The sequence below is a fragment of the Faecalispora sporosphaeroides DSM 1294 genome (assembly GCA_000383295.1).
GTDB classification, from domain to species: domain Bacteria; phylum Bacillota; class Clostridia; order Oscillospirales; family Acutalibacteraceae; genus Faecalispora; species Faecalispora sporosphaeroides.
The window spans coordinates 629,022-645,532 of sequence record KB911066.1 but is presented as its reverse complement, the minus strand read 5'-3'; the positions used below and the strand labels follow the sequence as shown (position 1 = coordinate 645,532).

General features: G+C 51.9%; 13 protein-coding genes, 1 pseudogene and 1 other annotated feature. Of the genes and pseudogenes, 11 read left to right on the top strand and 3 right to left on the bottom strand.

Annotated elements, in window-relative coordinates; translation table 11 throughout:
• Positions 1 to 144: 144 nt before the first annotated feature.
• Both G340_RS0103270 and G340_RS0103265 read right to left on the bottom strand, forming a co-directional pair.
• On the bottom strand, positions 145 to 843 hold the full coding sequence (locus G340_RS0103270) for a response regulator (protein WP_020072232.1): 699 nt from the start codon (positions 841 to 843) through the stop codon (positions 145 to 147).
• Positions 836 to 2,356: an ATP-binding protein gene (locus G340_RS0103265; protein WP_027103844.1), complete on the bottom strand. Its 1,521-nt coding sequence runs from the start codon at positions 2,354 to 2,356 to the stop codon at positions 836 to 838. Before G340_RS0103265 ends, G340_RS0103270 begins: the two co-directional genes overlap by 8 nt.
• A 462-nt stretch (positions 2,357 to 2,818) precedes the next feature.
• Between G340_RS0103265 and G340_RS17745 the strand changes: the two genes are divergently transcribed.
• The 7 genes and pseudogenes from G340_RS17745 to G340_RS0103230 all read left to right on the top strand — a co-directional run bounded on the left by G340_RS17745 (position 2,819) and on the right by G340_RS0103230 (position 10,527).
• Positions 2,819 to 3,103 (top strand): hypothetical protein, encoded by a 285-nt coding sequence (locus G340_RS17745; protein ID WP_020072230.1) that lies wholly within the window; start codon positions 2,819 to 2,821, stop codon positions 3,101 to 3,103.
• Positions 3,060 to 7,226: a SpaA isopeptide-forming pilin-related protein gene (locus G340_RS0103255; RefSeq protein ID WP_177309636.1), complete on the top strand. Its 4,167-nt coding sequence runs from the start codon at positions 3,060 to 3,062 to the stop codon at positions 7,224 to 7,226. Before G340_RS17745 ends, G340_RS0103255 begins: the two co-directional genes overlap by 44 nt.
• Positions 7,210 to 8,016, top strand: coding sequence for a class B sortase (locus tag G340_RS0103250; RefSeq protein WP_081626915.1), 807 nt, complete (start codon positions 7,210 to 7,212; stop codon positions 8,014 to 8,016). The genes G340_RS0103255 and G340_RS0103250 overlap by 17 nt, the downstream gene beginning before the upstream one ends.
• Positions 8,017 to 8,138: 122 nt before the next feature.
• Complete coding sequence (locus G340_RS0103245; protein ID WP_020072227.1) at positions 8,139 to 8,525, top strand: desulfoferrodoxin family protein; 387 nt, start codon at positions 8,139 to 8,141, stop codon at positions 8,523 to 8,525.
• A gap of 169 nt (positions 8,526 to 8,694) precedes the next feature.
• Positions 8,695 to 8,958, top strand: a pseudogene (locus G340_RS0103240) (MBL fold metallo-hydrolase); the annotation flags it as partial.
• 82 nt (positions 8,959 to 9,040) lie between these two features.
• Positions 9,041 to 9,103, top strand: a sequence feature (sodium ion sensor (DUF1646 type); this cis-regulatory element may regulate processes involved in with the transportation of sodium ions).
• A gap of 115 nt (positions 9,104 to 9,218) precedes the next feature.
• Positions 9,219 to 9,365 carry an OadG family protein gene (locus G340_RS18560; RefSeq protein ID WP_020072225.1) on the top strand — a complete coding sequence of 49 codons (147 nt, stop codon included), beginning with the start codon at positions 9,219 to 9,221 and terminating at the stop codon, positions 9,363 to 9,365.
• Between the two features lie 16 nt (positions 9,366 to 9,381).
• On the top strand, positions 9,382 to 10,527 hold the full coding sequence (locus G340_RS0103230) for a sodium ion-translocating decarboxylase subunit beta (RefSeq protein WP_020072224.1): 1,146 nt from the start codon (positions 9,382 to 9,384) through the stop codon (positions 10,525 to 10,527).
• A gap of 492 nt (positions 10,528 to 11,019) precedes the next feature.
• Here G340_RS0103230 and G340_RS0103225 read toward each other — a convergent pair whose 3' ends face one another.
• Positions 11,020 to 11,538, bottom strand: a complete 519-nt coding sequence (locus G340_RS0103225) for a peptidylprolyl isomerase (protein WP_020072223.1) — start codon at positions 11,536 to 11,538, stop codon at positions 11,020 to 11,022.
• A gap of 138 nt (positions 11,539 to 11,676) precedes the next feature.
• Between G340_RS0103225 and G340_RS0103220 the strand changes: the two genes are divergently transcribed.
• The 4 genes from G340_RS0103220 to G340_RS17740 all read left to right on the top strand — a co-directional run bounded on the left by G340_RS0103220 (position 11,677) and on the right by G340_RS17740 (position 16,455).
• A complete protein-coding gene (locus tag G340_RS0103220; RefSeq protein ID WP_020072222.1) occupies positions 11,677 to 12,459 on the top strand; it encodes an exodeoxyribonuclease III in 783 nt (260 codons plus the stop codon).
• 58 nt (positions 12,460 to 12,517) lie between these two features.
• Positions 12,518 to 14,452, top strand: a complete 1,935-nt coding sequence (locus tag G340_RS0103215) for a fructose-bisphosphatase class III (protein ID WP_020072221.1) — start codon at positions 12,518 to 12,520, stop codon at positions 14,450 to 14,452.
• Positions 14,453 to 14,611: 159 nt separating this feature from the next.
• On the top strand, positions 14,612 to 16,222 hold the full coding sequence (locus G340_RS0103205) for an MBL fold metallo-hydrolase RNA specificity domain-containing protein (protein WP_020072219.1): 1,611 nt from the start codon (positions 14,612 to 14,614) through the stop codon (positions 16,220 to 16,222).
• Positions 16,210 to 16,455: a hypothetical protein gene (locus G340_RS17740; protein WP_154653073.1), complete on the top strand. Its 246-nt coding sequence runs from the start codon at positions 16,210 to 16,212 to the stop codon at positions 16,453 to 16,455. Before G340_RS0103205 ends, G340_RS17740 begins: the two co-directional genes overlap by 13 nt.
• Positions 16,456 to 16,511 lie beyond the last annotated feature (56 nt).

Sequence of the window (16,511 nt, the reverse complement as noted above, 5' to 3'; positions counted from 1 at the left end):
TTCATGAATAATAGAAAAGAATCCTTTTTCCAGTCAATTTTTTACAGAAAGTAAATAGCCCGCTTTCAGGGGCTTTGTGCAGCTGCGGTGATTTTCTCTCTCTCCGCCGCGGGCGAAGGAGATCACCCGCTTTTTACGCGGCGGTTATTCGTCCACCAGCCGGTACCCCACGCCGATTTCTGTTACGATGTAGCGCGGCTTTGCCGGGTTTTTTTCAATCTTGCGGCGCAGCGCGGCCATCAGCGCGCGCAGAGCCTGGGTGTCGCTGCCATAGCCGACGCCCCATACCTCGCGAATGATATACTGCGTCGTGAGCACCTTGCCGCAGTTTTTAAACAGCAGGGCCAGCAGATTGTATTCCATGGGGGTCAGATGAAGCTCTTCTCCCTGAAGATACGTCAGGCGTTTCTCCATATCGATTTTCAGTTCTCCCACCTGATATACCGCCTGCGGTTTTTCGCCGCTCTGCCTGCGCAAATGCCGGATGGCCACGCGGATACGCGCCAGCAGCTCAGTGGCGGAAAACGGCTTCGTCAGGTAATCGTCCGCGCCCGCGTCGAGTGCCGCCGCCTTTTCTCTGTCCTGATCCCGGGCGGAAACGACGATGATGGGCATGTCCGACCACTCGCGCACCCGTTTGATGATTTCCATGCCGTCGCAGTCCGGCAGACCCAGATCGAGCAGCAAAAGCTCGATCGGCTCAGAGATCAACAGGCTCATGGCGCTGTGCCCGGAGTTTGCGCTCAGGGAGCAAAAACCGTCCTGCTCAAGCGCATAGCCGATAAAGCTTTGAATTTGCCTGTCGTCTTCCACGACCAGAATTTTATGAGTGGCTTCACCCATGGGTTTCCACCTCCAATGGCAGGCTGAATACAAACTCCGCACCGGGGCCGTCGGCGCGGTTGCGCGCCCAGATGGTTCCGCCGTGGGCTTTTACGATTGTATCGCAGATCGTAAGACCCAGCCCGACCCCCTTGCGGGAATCGGATTCCTTTGCGTGAGAGGTATAGAACAGCTCAAAGATATGGGGAAGATCGGCGCCCCCGATCCCGCTGCCGCGATCCCGTACGGAAAAGACGGCCTTGCGGTTTTCTCTGTCCTCTTCGACAGAAACGCAGATTTCGCCGGGCGGGTCGGTATGTTTTATGGCATTTTCCAGCAGATTGATCAGCGCCTGGCTGATCAGCTTCGCGTCCATTGGAACAAGAAACAGCTCCTCCGGCGCGTGAACCTCAATGTCGTACCCGGGGTGGTGGCGCATGACGTAACGTGCGGCGCCGCCCAGAATTTCTTCGGCGGCTTCCATTTGCTTGCTGATGGCGAGCGTGCCGTCCTGCAGGCGCGTCAGGCTCAGAATGTTCTCCACCAGCGAATGCAGCCAGCCTGCGTCGTGATGAATTCCTTCCATCAGCGGGTAGCGGGGGTCGGAGCGGTCGGTCATCCCGAGCAGCATTTCAGAGGTTCCCATCATTCCCGCCAGGGGCGTGCGGAGGTCGTGAGAGATTGCGCGCAGCAGATTAACCCGGTAGCGCTCCCGTACGGTTTCCTCATGCAGGTGAATCCGCTGCTGGGAGGCGCGAAAGCGATCCATCGCAAGGGCCGTGCTTTCGATCATGGAGCGCAGAATCCGAATCTGCGCCGCAGACAGGCGCTGCGCCTTTTCCCTCGGCAGGCGGATCAGTCCCAGAATCGAATCCTTTGCGTAAATCGGCCAGTCGTAAAATACGGGGCCGGCGACAAAACCCGCGTCCAAATCAGATAGACGCTGTAAGAGGTCCGATACATCCTCGGTACGGCGCCGCACCGCCTGCCCCGGCAGGCATTGAATATAGGAATCCTCCGGCTTGCCGTTCTCGTCAAAGCACAGACAGGCCGCGCCCGCGCATACCGATTTGCTGATGGTGTCGGCCGCCAGCTCCGCGATTTCGGGAAAGGTTTTCGCGTCTGTCAGCAGATTGGTCAAAGCATAAAGCGCACGGGATTCGAGCTCACGTTCCATTGCGCTTCGTTCGTTCCGCTTGGCATGGAACGTCACCGTGCTGGTGAGCAGAGCCGCAATGCTCATGATGAACAGGGTGACCATATAGCTGGGCGCATGTACTGCAAAGCTGAAATAGGGCTCGGTAAACAGAAAATTAAACAGAAAAGCCGCAAGCACAGATGCCAGAATGGCAAAGACGTAGCTTGAAATCAGAAGTGAGGTCAATAATACGGCCAGAAAGAAGACGATTACGATGTTGGCCTCCGGCAGTCCAAGGCCGCGCAGCAGGTATCCGATTCCCGCCGCCGACAGCAGCAGGGCAAGCACGATAACGAAATGCAGAAGTACGGTTTTGATTTGGTTTTTTTGCGCCATGGTGACTTTCATTCCTTCTCCGCGAGCCTGCAAAAGGTGCGGGCCGCTTTCTACCGAACGGATTTTCAAAGACAATGGAAAATGGCAATTCCGCCGTTCCCTCCTAGTGTATTTCCATCCCGGCCGAAATGCAAGACAATTTGTAAAAATATCTTTCTGTTTTCTAAATGCCGGGGAGCGGTTTTATCGGGCAGACAGGACACGCCGAGAGAAGAATCCCAAACGTAAGTGCCGGCTTGTTTGGAAAAGCTAACAAACAAATTAGAGAATTTCCAAAATAAAATACTTACAATTACCAGTTTGTGACCATATAAATTAGCATAACGGAGAAAATAAAAATCATTATTGTATTATTTCTTTTCATTCGATAGAATGAATAAAGGAATGATGAGAAGGTGCTTTTGCACCTGATTGGTCACATGTTTCTAAATTCAGGCGGAGCGTACTTGAGGAGGTTATACCATGAAAAAAGGGATAGGGAAAAAAGTGCTTGCGGCTGCAATGTGTCTGCTGGTTTCGCTGCAGATGCTGCCGTTTGTGGCGGAGGGTGCAAAACCAAATTGGAAAACAGATACCGACGGAGTTAAAACGCTCGATTTGAAAGCAGAACTATCAGATTCTCTTACACCGACAGAGGATGCATTTGACAGTGCTGATTTGAAATATAAGGTAGTGAATGCGGATAAAACGCTTTATCTTCGATATGATTTTACATTGCTCACCGGTGAAGGAACATTTATTTGGTGATAAGTATGCTGACTTTTTGGGTGATGATACCAGTAAGCCTGACTCTGCATTTGAAGGTGCAGATGATACAACGCTTCCGCCGATTGGTTTTCAGTTTACCATTCCAGTGAATGATTCTATTTTTGAAAATGTAGATAGTGCGGAAAAAAGCAATGTTGAACTGATTGCGAAAGACGAAGCTGGTAAAGATTTAAAGATTGGAACATACAGTGTTCTATATGACGAAACAGAGAAAACATTAACGGTTGTCGGAACACTGAGTAAGATTGTATATAATCATACAAATGTAACCGGTGGCCTGGATTTGGCACTCAAAATCATTATGGATAATGATGACACAGCTGAGCCTGAAATTACGGTGGAGGACGGAAAAATTAAAGTCAGTATAACTGTGACTAAGCCCACCGCTTCTTATGACTTGAAGAAAACAGCCACAGACTTTTCCGGCGATTTTGCTACTTATACGATCAAAGCAACTGCCAGCCATGCTACTTTGGCCGGTACCAAGATTCAGGATACGATTCCTGCTGGATTGAAAATAAGTGAGGTAAAGCTGGGCAAGACAACACTGACACAGGATACGACGACACCGGGTACGGAAGGGAAGCACTATACCCTCTCAACAGATACCCCACCGGTACTTGAGTATATCTTTCCGGATACTTCCACGGCAAAAGACGAGACATTGACTGTCACAGTTAAAATTGACCCAAGCACTATGACAAAAGAGGATTACGCAAAATATCTCAAGGGGGATGCGCTATCTTTTGAAAACACCGCGACGCTTTCGGGTGACAAAATAACCGACCCGATAGAGAGCAAGGCAACGGCAAATCTTCCTAAGAGCACAACCGATAAGCCTAACTCTTTTATGACAAAAGAGGGTAAGCGCGCTGCGCTGAATTCACCATACTTTGACTGGACAATTACAGCACAGACCTATTTTTCGGGTAGTGATAAGATTTATTTGATTGATTCTGTGGATGATATTGAAAACACCCACATGTATAAGATGGAGAGCGGGAATCAAGTTAAGGTTAAAGTGGATATAGATAGCACAACCACAGAGGTCTATGCGGTTGACATAACTGAAACGGCATCTGATTTAAAAACCTACAGTCAGCTACTAGATAGCGGGCTTGCGGAAGACTACTTTTCAACATTGGTCGGTTCAAATAACGCCGTCTATTATACCGTGAATAATGGGTCAACCAAGCAGGCGGTTATGATTATTCCCTTTACTGCCAGCGACTTAAGCTCCCCAGTCACCATAGAATATCAGACCGAAGCAAAATTGGGGTCAGACGGCACGTTCCAGAAGAATTTAAACAACAAGGCATCCTTGATTTGGTGGGAAAAGGGTGAAGGTGGAACCGGTGGAAACTGGGATCATTCCGCTTCTGTTAATAAAGTAGTGAACGCAGACTATACGCTGATTAAAAAAGCACCTGCTGGCGATTACAACGAATCGAAGCATCAGCAGACTTGGAAATTCACAGTGAATCAGGCTGGGCAGCCTTTAAACAACGTATCCATTACTGATGAGCTTGGAATGTATGGGCAGAAATTTGTCAGCCTGAATTACAAAACAGCCGTGCTAGAAGATGGAAAAATCAAATTCAGCAGTAACGCCTTAACTGAAATTAAGGAAAAAGCAATTGCTGGTGGAACAAAGCCTTATTATGAGTTGGCCAATGCAGGAACAGCAAATGAGACTCTTACTATTTCTCTGCCTGATATTGCCGATGATGAGGTGTATGAGCTGACTCTGGTCACCGAAGTGGTTGATCCAGTTATTTTGGCAAAACAGGGCAATAGTGAACTCAAAAATGAAGCGACCCTAAATTATAACGGAACAACAAAGGATACCGGGAAAGTCAAGAAGAATATCTCCAACACATTGATTCAAAAAGCTGCGGTAGGGTCTTATGATTTTTTAAATCACAGTGTTACCTGGAAGGTGACGGTAAACCCCAACCACGTTCCGATTACGGATGGTGTGGTGACGGATGAGCTTCCTGTCGGCGCTGTTTTCGGTACACTGACTGCCGCGCAGCGGATCAAAGCAGATGGAACCACTAAGTATGACTTGGATTCTGTAACGAGTGACACAATTCAGTTCAAAGACGGTTCCACCATTCCTTATTCGGTGGATGATTCGGCTGCTAAGGACTGGAAGGCTGACGATAAGACTCCGCCTACACAGCCGGATCGTGGCACAGTGACCTTTACTCTGCCTTCAGCAGAAAACACCGACAGCTATGTCTTTACTTTTACTACTGCTTACCCGCAAAATTATCGCGACAATTTCTTTACGAAAGCAGACACTGTCACAAACAATGTTGAGCTGAACGGTAAGGTAGATACTGAAACTATTACCAATGCAGAAGCGCATGCGGATTGTACAGTATCGGTTCCTCCGGTAGAGAAAAGCGGAACCTTTGCAGACGGTAATCAGTGGGTCGATTGGACGATCGTGCTAAATAAAGATCAAATCGACCTGTCCAATGCTACTGTAAAAGATGAACTGGAAAACTGGTTTGCTTTAGACGAGAATAGCTTTCAGCTCTATTCTGCAACTTTACAGCCCAACGGGACAATTAACAGTGAAACCGGGATTCCAGAGACTGAACTAAAAAACTTTAGAATTGAAACATCTGTAACCGGTTTTACGTTTAATATCCCGGCTTCTTACAAAACAACTCCCCTTATTGTGAAATTCAAGACCTACTTCCTGGAAAATACCGAGCACAGTTCCATGACAAACGACGTCACATTAACGTGGGGGAAAAATAATTCTACCAATACTGGGGAACAAAGGCCGGGCGGTAGCGCCAGCTTTGATATGAACAGCTATGCAACTGCAAAAAATATCAGACTCATTCAAATAAAGAAAACAGACTCGAGCAATACAGCTCTGGCTGGAGCGGAGTTTAAATTTACTCCTTTGGAATGGAACGATACCAAAGCAGAATGGGTTCTGAATGAAACGAAGGCAATGACGAAAAAAACGTCGGATAAGGGATTTGCGACTTTCTTGTTCCTGAAAGAGGGTACGCCTTATCGGGTTGAGGAAACACAGGCTCCTACCGGGTATATCACGGATGAAACAGTTCGATATTTTGTTTTTGGTACAGCGGAGCACGACATTACCTCGTTGGGAGCAGTGGCCATCGCGGCAGACACCTATCATTATTCTCTCACCCTTAAGAATGTAAAGACTGATGAAACAGGTACGATTACCGGAAAGAAAACGATAGAGAACGGAGTGACGGGTCTGTCCGGTGCGAGAATCGGCTTGTTTATAAAAGGCTCAAATTCTCCGCTTCAGGTTGTCACTTCCGGTTCTGACGGAAACTTTACATTCCATGCAGCCCCCGGTGAGTATGAAATCAAAGAGGTCAATGCTCCTGATGGGTACTATCTGAACGGTAAGGCGATTCCCGTAAAGCTAACGACCGCTGGGGAAACCGTTACCGTGGATACCAGCACGAATCCGATTTTAATTACAAATAATAAAATTCCAACCAAGCCCGGTAACCCCGGTGGCGGTGGCAGCGGTGGCGGTGGCAGCGGCGGGCCCAAAAATCCGGGTGGTTCTACTAACGGGTATATTATGATTCAAAAGTCCATTGAGGGTGACGGTACGCTATCCGGCTTTACCTTCGAGATTACGGACGGCAAGACCTATACAGAGCGCTTTGTGACGGATTCCAACGGCAAAATTGAGACTGGCGAACTACCCAGCGGGAGCTATACCGTCCGCGAAATCAGTGTTGCGGGAGTAACGGACAGATATGTGATTCCGGCAGAGCAGACAGTGCGTATTTCCGGGTTTGGCACAAAGCTCAGCTTTGTCAATAAGCTGCGTCCTGAATTTATCCCGGACAACGATGTGCCTCAGGGCGGTATTAAGCCCACACCGCCTACAGACCCGGTTGAAGTGATTCCAGACAATGATGTTCCGAAGGGCGGAAAAGAAACCTTCGGGCCGAAAACCGGTTATACCGGCGCATCGCCCTTGTGGGCGCTGATGCTGGGTCTGTCTTTAGCCGGCCTGGGGTATTCCGTGATTTCACTGTTGGTAGAGAGAAAACGGGGACGTCATGCCAACGATAAGTAAACAGACGGGTAAGCGTCGTCTGGCTGTAGTCGGATGTGTTTTATTTGCCGCTCTGGCCTTGATTTCCGGTACAATCCTGTTTTTGGATTACCAGCGCCAGATGACGGCTGACAAGGAATTTGAAGATCTGCGCGGTATTCTATCGACAGAGACGTTATCAACTGCCGGGGGGCCCTACTCCCCGGCAGTCATTCCCCAAACAGCCGGCCAGCGGTATGGTCAGTTGGCAAAGCAAAATCCTGATCTGGCCGGGTGGATTCAGATTGAGGGCACCTCGATCAATTATCCGGTGATGCAGACCCCAAAAGACCCGGATTATTATCTCGATCACGATTTTCAGCGCCAATACAGCCCCTACGGAGTTCCATATGCGGATTCCCGCAGCGATTTGTCCGGCGGCAACGTGCTGATTTACGGGCATCACACCAAAAACAAGGGGATGTTCGGTGCTCTGGTGGAGTATGAAAGGCAGTCCTATTATCAGGCGCATCCGGTGATCCTGTTTGATACGCTGGAGCGGTACGGGTTTTATCAGATTGTCATGGTCGTCAAAACCACAGCGCTGCTGAATGACCCTAGCGCGTTCGATTACACAAAGGCCGCCTTCCCTTCGGATGAAAAGGAATTCCAGACCTTTCTCTCCGCGTGTGAAAAGCGCGAGCTGTATCCAACCGGCGAAAGCGTATCGTTCGGGGATCGTCTGCTGCTGCTGTCAACCTGTGAGTATTCCAAAGAGGACGGGCGCCTGCTGATCGTCGCGAAGCAAATGAAAACGGCGGATACAAAATAGCCGTGTATTTTGGCAATCCTTACAAATGAATTTTGCCGTTACAGGTGGATTTTACCGGCAGAATGAGATATAATTTATGTGATCGAAATCACCGCTTTATGACAATTGAAAGGAGTAAAGAAATGAACAAGGAACAAAAATTCTTTATCTGTAAGCATTGCGGCAATTTGGTTGGAATGATCTTCAGTTCCGGCGCTCCCATGGTATGCTGTGGGGATAAAATGACCGAGCTGGTTGCGAATACGACCGATGCCGCTACCGAGAAGCATGTTCCCGTTGTGACCGTTGAAGGGAACACCGTTACTGCTGTTGTCGGCAGTGTAGAGCATCCCATGCAGCCGGAGCACTATATCCAGTGGATTTATCTGCTGACCACCACGAGCGGCCACCGCACGGCTCTTCAGCCCGGCGAGGCCCCGAAAGCTGTATTTACATTGCAGGACGGTGAAAAGCCGGTTGCGGTTTATGAGTACTGCAATCTGCACGGCCTGTGGAAGACAGAGCTGTAATTGACGCTCTGTGTCCTTAATTTTGGTTTGAATCGCGGCAGAAAGGCTTTTTCAAAAGGGAATGTTTCTTCAGAGAAGCGCTTTCTCGGCCGCGGCAAAAGGCATCTTACTTTTTTGTAGGGTGCTTTTTGTTCTATTCAGCCTCGGTGATCGGGCGAATGCCAGGCTCTCACACAGCGGTATCTGCAATATCATAGAGCAGGCAAAAAGAGTATGCGGCGTTCAAACAGTAACGGGTGTGATCGGCGGCTTTCATCTGTTTCAGGTAAACGAAAGGGGAAAAGCCACCATCCGGTATTTCGGGGAGGCGGGAATCCGACGGCTGTATCCCTGCCACTGTACCTCGTTTGCCGTGCGCGCGGCAATCCATGAAAAAATCTCTGTAAAAGAGGTCGGCATGGGCTTCGTGCTCTCCTTGTCAGTCGGGCAATGAGTAAAATCTATTTTGATGGGAATGCTTGACTTCTGTCGAAAACTTGAGTATAATAAGCACAAATTGAAAAATACAAAATACCGGTTGGGCAGGATTCGGTTCTGAATTCTGTTTTCAAGATTTTGAGCTTTAAGGGTGGGAAGCTTCTGTGTGAAGCATCCCGCTCTTTTTTGTCGCCTTTTTTCCGGTGCTTCTCACAGAGCATCCCCTCCCCTTTGGTAAGCCGGTCATGGCGTTAAGAGAGAAAGGGAGGATTTGAAATGACTGTGTCGGAAGCCGCATTGGTCGGTGTTTTCTGCATGTCTCTCGTATTTGGGATTTTGGCGGTATTGTACTTCTTAATTCGCATTTTCACCGCCGGAATCCGCAAATTTGAAAGCAGGCGTGCGGAAAAAAACAGATCATAGGATAGGAGGAAGAACATTGTTTATTGAAGCGATTCAAAAGCTGATTCAGGGTTCAGGTTTTGCGGCCCTTACCTGTCAAAGCGTTGTCATGATTGTACTGTCACTCGTATTGATTTATTTTGCGATCGTTAAAAAATTCGAGCCGCTGCTCCTTTTGCCCATCGCATTTGGAATGCTGCTCATCAATCTGCCCATACCGGCCGGAGAAATCGGGTTGATGGACGGGCCGGCGAACGGGCAGGCCGGCGGCCTGCTCTATTACTTATATCAGGGCGTAAAGCTGGGAATTTACCCGTCGTTGATCTTTTTGGGGATCGGCACCATGACGGATTTTGGCCCGCTGATTGCCCGGCCGAGCAGCCTGTTTTTGGGTGCGGGGGCGCAGTTCGGAATTGTTATCGCTTTTATTGTGGCGGTGGCACTGGGCTTTACCCCGCAGGAGGCGGCGTCGATCGGCATCATCGGCGGTGCGGACGGCCCCACGGCAATCTATCTCACCTCGAAGCTTGCGCCGGATCTTCTGCCGTCCATCGCGATTGCGGCGTATTCCTATATGGCGCTGATCCCGCTCATTCAGCCCCCGATCATGCGTGCGCTGACCACCAAGAAAGAGCGCGAGATCAAAATGACGCAGCTGCGCGAAGTCAGCAAGCTGGAGAAGGTCTGTTTCCCCATCATGGTAACAATCCTCTGCATTTTGCTGCTGCCCTCTGTCGCACCGCTGATCGGTATGCTGATGCTGGGTAATCTGTTTAAAGAGTCCGGCGTTACGGAGCGGCTGTCCAGTACCGCTCAGAACGCGTTGATCAATATTGTGACGATTTTCCTTGGCGTAACGGTCGGAGCGACCGCAACAGCGCAGCAGTTCCTCAGCCCCGCTACTTTGAAAATCATTTTCCTGGGACTCATGGCATTCTGCTTCAGCACCATCGGCGGGCTTCTGCTCGGCAAGCTGATGTGCTTCTTGTCGGGCGGGAAAATTAACCCGCTCATCGGTTCCGCCGGTGTTTCGGCAGTCCCCATGGCAGCCAGAGTGGCTCAGGTGGAAGGGCAGAAGGCGAATCCGGGCAATTATCTGCTGATGCACGCCATGGGCCCGAACGTCGCTGGTGTCATTGGTTCCGCTGTTGCGGCTGGTATTCTGCTGTCGCTGTTTCGATAAGATTGCAAGTCACGATTTTTACTTATATTTTCCATGCAAAAGAGGAGAGGGGAGCATTTGGGCTCCGCCTCTCCTTTGCGCGGTTTCGCCCTAGAATCAAAACCGCCCGTTCAACCGGTGAGGTGTACCGGCCCGAAAAGGGGATGTTGCCGGCTTGCTTTGAAAAGGCCCTGAAAATCCCCCACACGTTTCCCGTGCGGCTGTAACTGCCAAAGCAGTTACAGCCGCACGCGCTGATAGACGGCCATTTGCTTTGCCCGGAGCCCGAAGCGAATGCAAACAGGGTACCTCCACCGGCGGAGACGGTGGTTTCCGGTGCAAAAAAGGATCGATAAAAAAGAGCGTTGCTTTTTTATCGATCCTTTACTTTTTATGAAAAATGTTATACTATTGAATAGTAAATCTGGTTGTTTTGGTCAACGGGGCTGGAGGAAAACAAAGCGTCCCTGCCGGATTCTCCGACAGAGACGCTCTTTAGAAATAAACGAAAAATCAAAAGGGAAGGGTTTCGGGCTCCTCGTACTCCACGCCGAAGGTTTCGGCGGTCACCCTTTTCATCACCTGATCCTCTCTTGGGCGGTCTTTCGCATCGCGGGGAGACGCCACGATACGATCAACCTCCTCCAGCCCTTCGATGATTTTGCCGAAGGCCGCGTAGCTGCCGTCCAGGTACGGGGCTTCGCCCGCCATCAGGAAGAACTGCGAACCGGCGCTGTCGGGATGGGAAGAGCGCGCCATGGAAATCACGCCCTTGGTGTGCTTTAAATCATTCTGAAAGCCGTTTTTGGCGAATTCGCCGCGAATATGGTAGTCGGGGCCGCCCATGCCGGTGCCCTCCGGGTCGCCGCCCTGAATCATAAATCCCGGGATCACGCGGTGAAAGATCGTGCCGTCATAAAACCCTTTCTTTACCAAAGACAGAAAATTGCGCACGGTATTCGGTGCAACCTCGGGGTAGAGCTCCACTTTTATAACGCCCTCGGCGGTTTCGATCGTTACAACAGGATTCATCTAAAATTCCTCCAATGACTTTGTTATTCGTTTATTATAAACCGAAAGTCCGGTTTCAGCAAGGAAATACGGGATGTTACGGAAAATTGGCATGATTTTCGGCAGCTTCGGCTGCTGTACAGCAAAAGGAGAAGCAGTATGAAATTTGTGTCTTGGAATGTCAACGGCCTTCGGGCCTGCCTGAATAAGGGCTTTCTTGATTTTTTCCGGGAGGCGGACGCGGATGTTTTTTGCCTGCAGGAAACCAAAATGCAGGAGGGCCAGGCGGAGCTGGATTTGCCGGGGTATCTTCAGTACTGGAATTCCGCGGAAAAAAAGGGGTATTCCGGTACGGCGGTGTTCACCAAAAAGGAGCCGCTTTCCGTCTGCTACGATATCCGGCACCCGGAGCATACCGGCGAGGGCCGGGCGATCACGCTGGAGTTCGAGTTGTTCTACCTTGTAAACGTGTACACTCCCAACTCCCAGCGCGAGCTTGTGCGCCTTCCCTACCGCATGGAATGGGAGAATGCCTTCCGCGAATATGTCACACAGCTCGACGAGAAAAAGCCGGTGATTATCTGCGGGGATTTGAATGTGGCGCATCAGGAGATCGACCTGAAAAACGCAAAGAGCAATATCGGCAACGCCGGTTTTTCATATGAGGAGCGCGGCAAGCTGACCGAGCTTTTGGCGAGCGGTTTTCTCGACAGCTTCCGCGAGCTGTACCCCGACCGGACCGGCGCCTACACGTGGTGGTCCTATATGTTCAAGGCGCGCCAGAACAACGCGGGGTGGCGCATTGATTATTTTCTTATTTCTGAACGGCTGCGGGAAAAGCTCGGAGACAGCGTGATTTATTCAGAGGTGCAGGGCAGCGACCACTGTCCGGTAGGACTGATATTGAACTGCGGGGAAAAAGCGGAGAGCGCACAGGCGTGATCCGCGGCCTTTACTGCGGTTCGGTATGATTTTATCTGATCAAAGGGGGACGCAAGTCATGCGCGGCACAGAATATCATCTGTCGAACCATGAACTGAAATATCTAAAGCTTCTGGCGGAGGATTATCCGACCATTCAGGCGGTGTGCACAGAGATCATCAACCTTCAGGCGATTTTGAACCTGCCGAAGGGCACGGAGCACTTTATGAGCGATCTGCACGGCGAATACGACGCCTTTTACCACATTGTCAATAACTGCTCCGGCGTCATCCGCGAAAAAGTGGATCTGGTGTTTGGAAAGAGCCTGTCCGATCAGGAGCGTTCCAAAATCTGCACCTTGATTTATTACCCGGAGCAAAAGCTTCGCTACATCAAGCAGACGGAATCCAATTTGGACGCGTGGTACCAGAAAACGCTGCATCAGCTCATCAGCGTCTGCCGTATTACGGCGTCCAAGTATACGCGGTCAAAGGTCAGAAAGGCCCTGCCGCCGGAGTTCAGCTACATCATCGACGAGCTTCTGCACGCCCAGCCTGGGGAGGACAGCAACCAGCAGGTGTACCACGCGAAGATCATCGACACGATCATCGGCATTAACAACGCAGATGAGTTTATTACGGCGCTGTGCTCGCTGATCAAGCGCCTTGCGGTGGATCACCTGCATATTGTGGGCGATATTTTCGACCGCGGCCCCGGCGCGGACCGCATCATGGATCTTTTGATGCAGCATCACGCCGTGGATGTGGAGTGGGGCAACCACGACATCCTGTGGATGGGCGCGGCCTCCGGCAGCGAGGCGTGCGCCGCGGCGGTGGTGCGCAACACCGTGGCGGGCGGGAATCTCGCCACGCTGGAGAGCGGCTACGGCATCAGCATGCGCGGGCTTGCTATGTTCGCAAAGGAGCAGTACCCGGAATGCGAGGACTTGAACCACGCCATCCGCAAGGCGATCTCGATCATCCTGTTTAAGCTCGAGGGCCAGTTGATCCGCCGCCACCCGGAATTCCGGATGGAGCACCGGATGCTGCTGCACCAGATCAATTACGAGCAGGGCACGATCGAAATCGAGGGGAAAACCTACCGGCTCAACACAACGGTGTTCCCGACCGTGAGCCGCGAAAATCCCTATGAGCTCACCGTGGAAGAGAAAAACATTCTACACGGGCTGATGGAGGATTTTAAGGAGAGCGAGAGGCTGCACCGCCACATGCGCTTTTTGTACGCCAAGGGCGGCATGTACAAATGCTTTAACCAGAATCTGCTGTTCCACGGGTGCATCCCCATGACGGCTGACGGCGAGCTGACCGGCGTCAACGTAGGGGGGCGGATCGTGAAGGGCAAGGAGCTGATGGATCTTTCCGACAAGCTGGTGCGCCGGGCTTATTTTGCGCCGCCCACCGCGGCGGATAAGCCGTTCTGCCTCGATTACATGTGGTATTTGTGGAGCGGCAAGGACTCCCCGCTGTTCGGGCGCGAGAAGATGACGACGTTTGAGCGCATGTTCATCGACGACAAAAGCGCTTGGGCGGAGAAAAAGAATCCCTATTACCAGTGGTACAATCAGGAAGAGGTCTGCGAAATGCTGCTCCGGGAGTTTGGCCTGAACACGCCGTTCTGCCATATCATCAACGGACATGTGCCGGTGCGCGCGGGCGACGGGGAAAGCCCGATCAAGGCGGGCGGCAAGCTGATCGTGATCGACGGCGGCTTCTGCGAGGCGTATCACCCCACCACGGGGATCGCCGGGTACACCCTCATTTACAATTCGCACGGAATGCGCATCAAGTCGCACCAGCCGTTCGACGGCGTGCGCAGCGCGCTGGAGGAAAACAAAGACATTCAGTCCCGCTCCGATGTGTTTGAGACCCATTTTGCCCGCATGATGGTAATGGATACCGACAACGGGAACGACATCAGCAACCAGATTTATGATCTGACCATGCTGCTCAACGCGTACCGGCAGGGTCTGCTTTCGCCGAAGGTGACAAAATAATATGTGCCGGGGTCTTGCAATTCATGCTGGGCCCCGGTATTCTGATAGAAACAAACCGTTTAATGCTCCCGTGCCCCCCGGCGGGGAGCATCCCCGGGCCGGCTGAACGCGAAACGGCGGCCGGCGGCATTTGAAAAATAAAAGCAGGGAGGCGTTTGGATGTATTTGACTTTTTTTGGCGCGGATAAAGAGGTTACCGGCAGCTGTCACTGTGTGGATACAAACGGAATTCGTTTTTTGGTAGACTGCGGGCTGCAGCAGGGCAAGGACGAAAAGGATAACCGCGTGCTGCCGTTTCTACCCATTTCGGTGGATTTTGTGATCTGCACGCACGCGCACATTGACCACAGCGGGCGGCTGCCGCTTTTGGCAAAGCAGGGCTTTCACGGCAAAATTTACGCGACGGGCAAAACGTGCGAGCTGCTCTCCATAATGCTGCGCGACAGCGCGCACATTCAGGAGATGGACGCAACGAACGAAAACCGCAAGGGGCGCCGGGCCGGCCACGAACTGGTGGAGCCTCTCTACACGCTTGACGATGTGGAAAAGACCCTGTCCTTTTTAGAGCCGCATGAGTACGGCGAGATTTTTGAGCCCGCGCCCGGCATTCGGGTTCGTTTTTCCGACGCCGGCCATCTGCTCGGCTCCGCGTTCACAGAGGCGTGGCTGACGGAGGGGGATGTGACGAAAAAGGTGGTCTTTTCCGGGGATATTGGCAATAAAAATCAGCCGCTGATCCGCAATCCGCAATATGTATCGGAGGCGGACTTTGCCGTGATGGAGTCTACCTACGGCCTCAAGCAGCATGAGCATGTGGATGATTACACCCCTCAGCTTGCGGAGCTGATCGACAAAACGCTGGCAAACGGCGGCAATGTGATCATCCCGGCCTTTGCGGTGGGGCGCACGCAGGAGGTTCTGTATTTTATACGCGAGATCAAGGAACGCCACCTGGTCAAGAGCTTCCCGGATTTTCCGGTGTATGTGGACAGCCCCCTCGCGGCGGAGGCCACCCGCATTTTCAGCGGCGACCTGACGGGCTACGCGGATGAGGAAACGCTTGAGATTCTGCGTTCCGGCTTCAAGCCGATCTCGTTTTCCAACCTGAATATCAGCCAGAGCGCAGAGGATTCCCGCGCGCTGAATTTCGACACGACCCCCAAGGTGATCATCTCCTCCAGCGGCATGTGCGAAGCGGGGCGGATTCGGCACCATTTAAAGCACAACCTCTGGCGGCCGGAATGCGCGGTGCTGTTCGTCGGCTATCAGGCAAACGGTACGCTGGGGCGTTTGCTGGTCGACGGCATCAAGGAGGTTAAGCTGTTCGGCGAAGAAATCACCGTTCAGGCACAGATTTACAACTTTCGCGCACTTAGCGGCCACGCCGACCACGACGGCCTGCTCGAATGGCTGCGGGCGTTTCGGCCAAAGCCGCAGCGCGTGTTCGTTGTGCACGGCGAGCGCGAAACCTGCCTGGCTTTCTCAGAGGAGCTGAGCGGCCTGGGCTACGGCGTTTATGTGCCGAACTTTGAAGCCAGGTACGACCTGCTGGCCGACAGGGAGCTGGATTTCGGCGTCGATGTCTCTCTGCAGCGCAGCGAGCAGCCCCAGAAGGCCAAAGCCCGCAAGCTGGCTTCCACTTTTCAGCGTCTGCTGGCGGCGGAGAAACAGCTGCACCAGATCATTCTGCGCAACGAGGGCGGCACCAACAAGGATCTGGCCCGTTTTGCGGATCAGATACTGGCGCTTGCAAAGAAATGGGAGAGGTAAGCGGCTTTCCCGGCGGCGATTTATTAGATAGAAACGGGACGCATCCACTGCGGATGCGTCCCGTTTCTATGCAAAGCTTTTTGTTTCGCACCGTCCATTCGCTGGAAAACCGTCCGGTTTCCCAGCTGCGGTTCCCGCAGCGTGCCGTTCCGGTGCCGATCGTCGATAAACAACGGGGAACCGCCGACATCGCCGGCGGTTCCCCATGGGCTTCAAAACGGTCTTCGTTTTGAGCTTTGTAAGTATCACGGAATCCTTCTCCGCTTTCTCCCACGCCAAAAGGAATGGA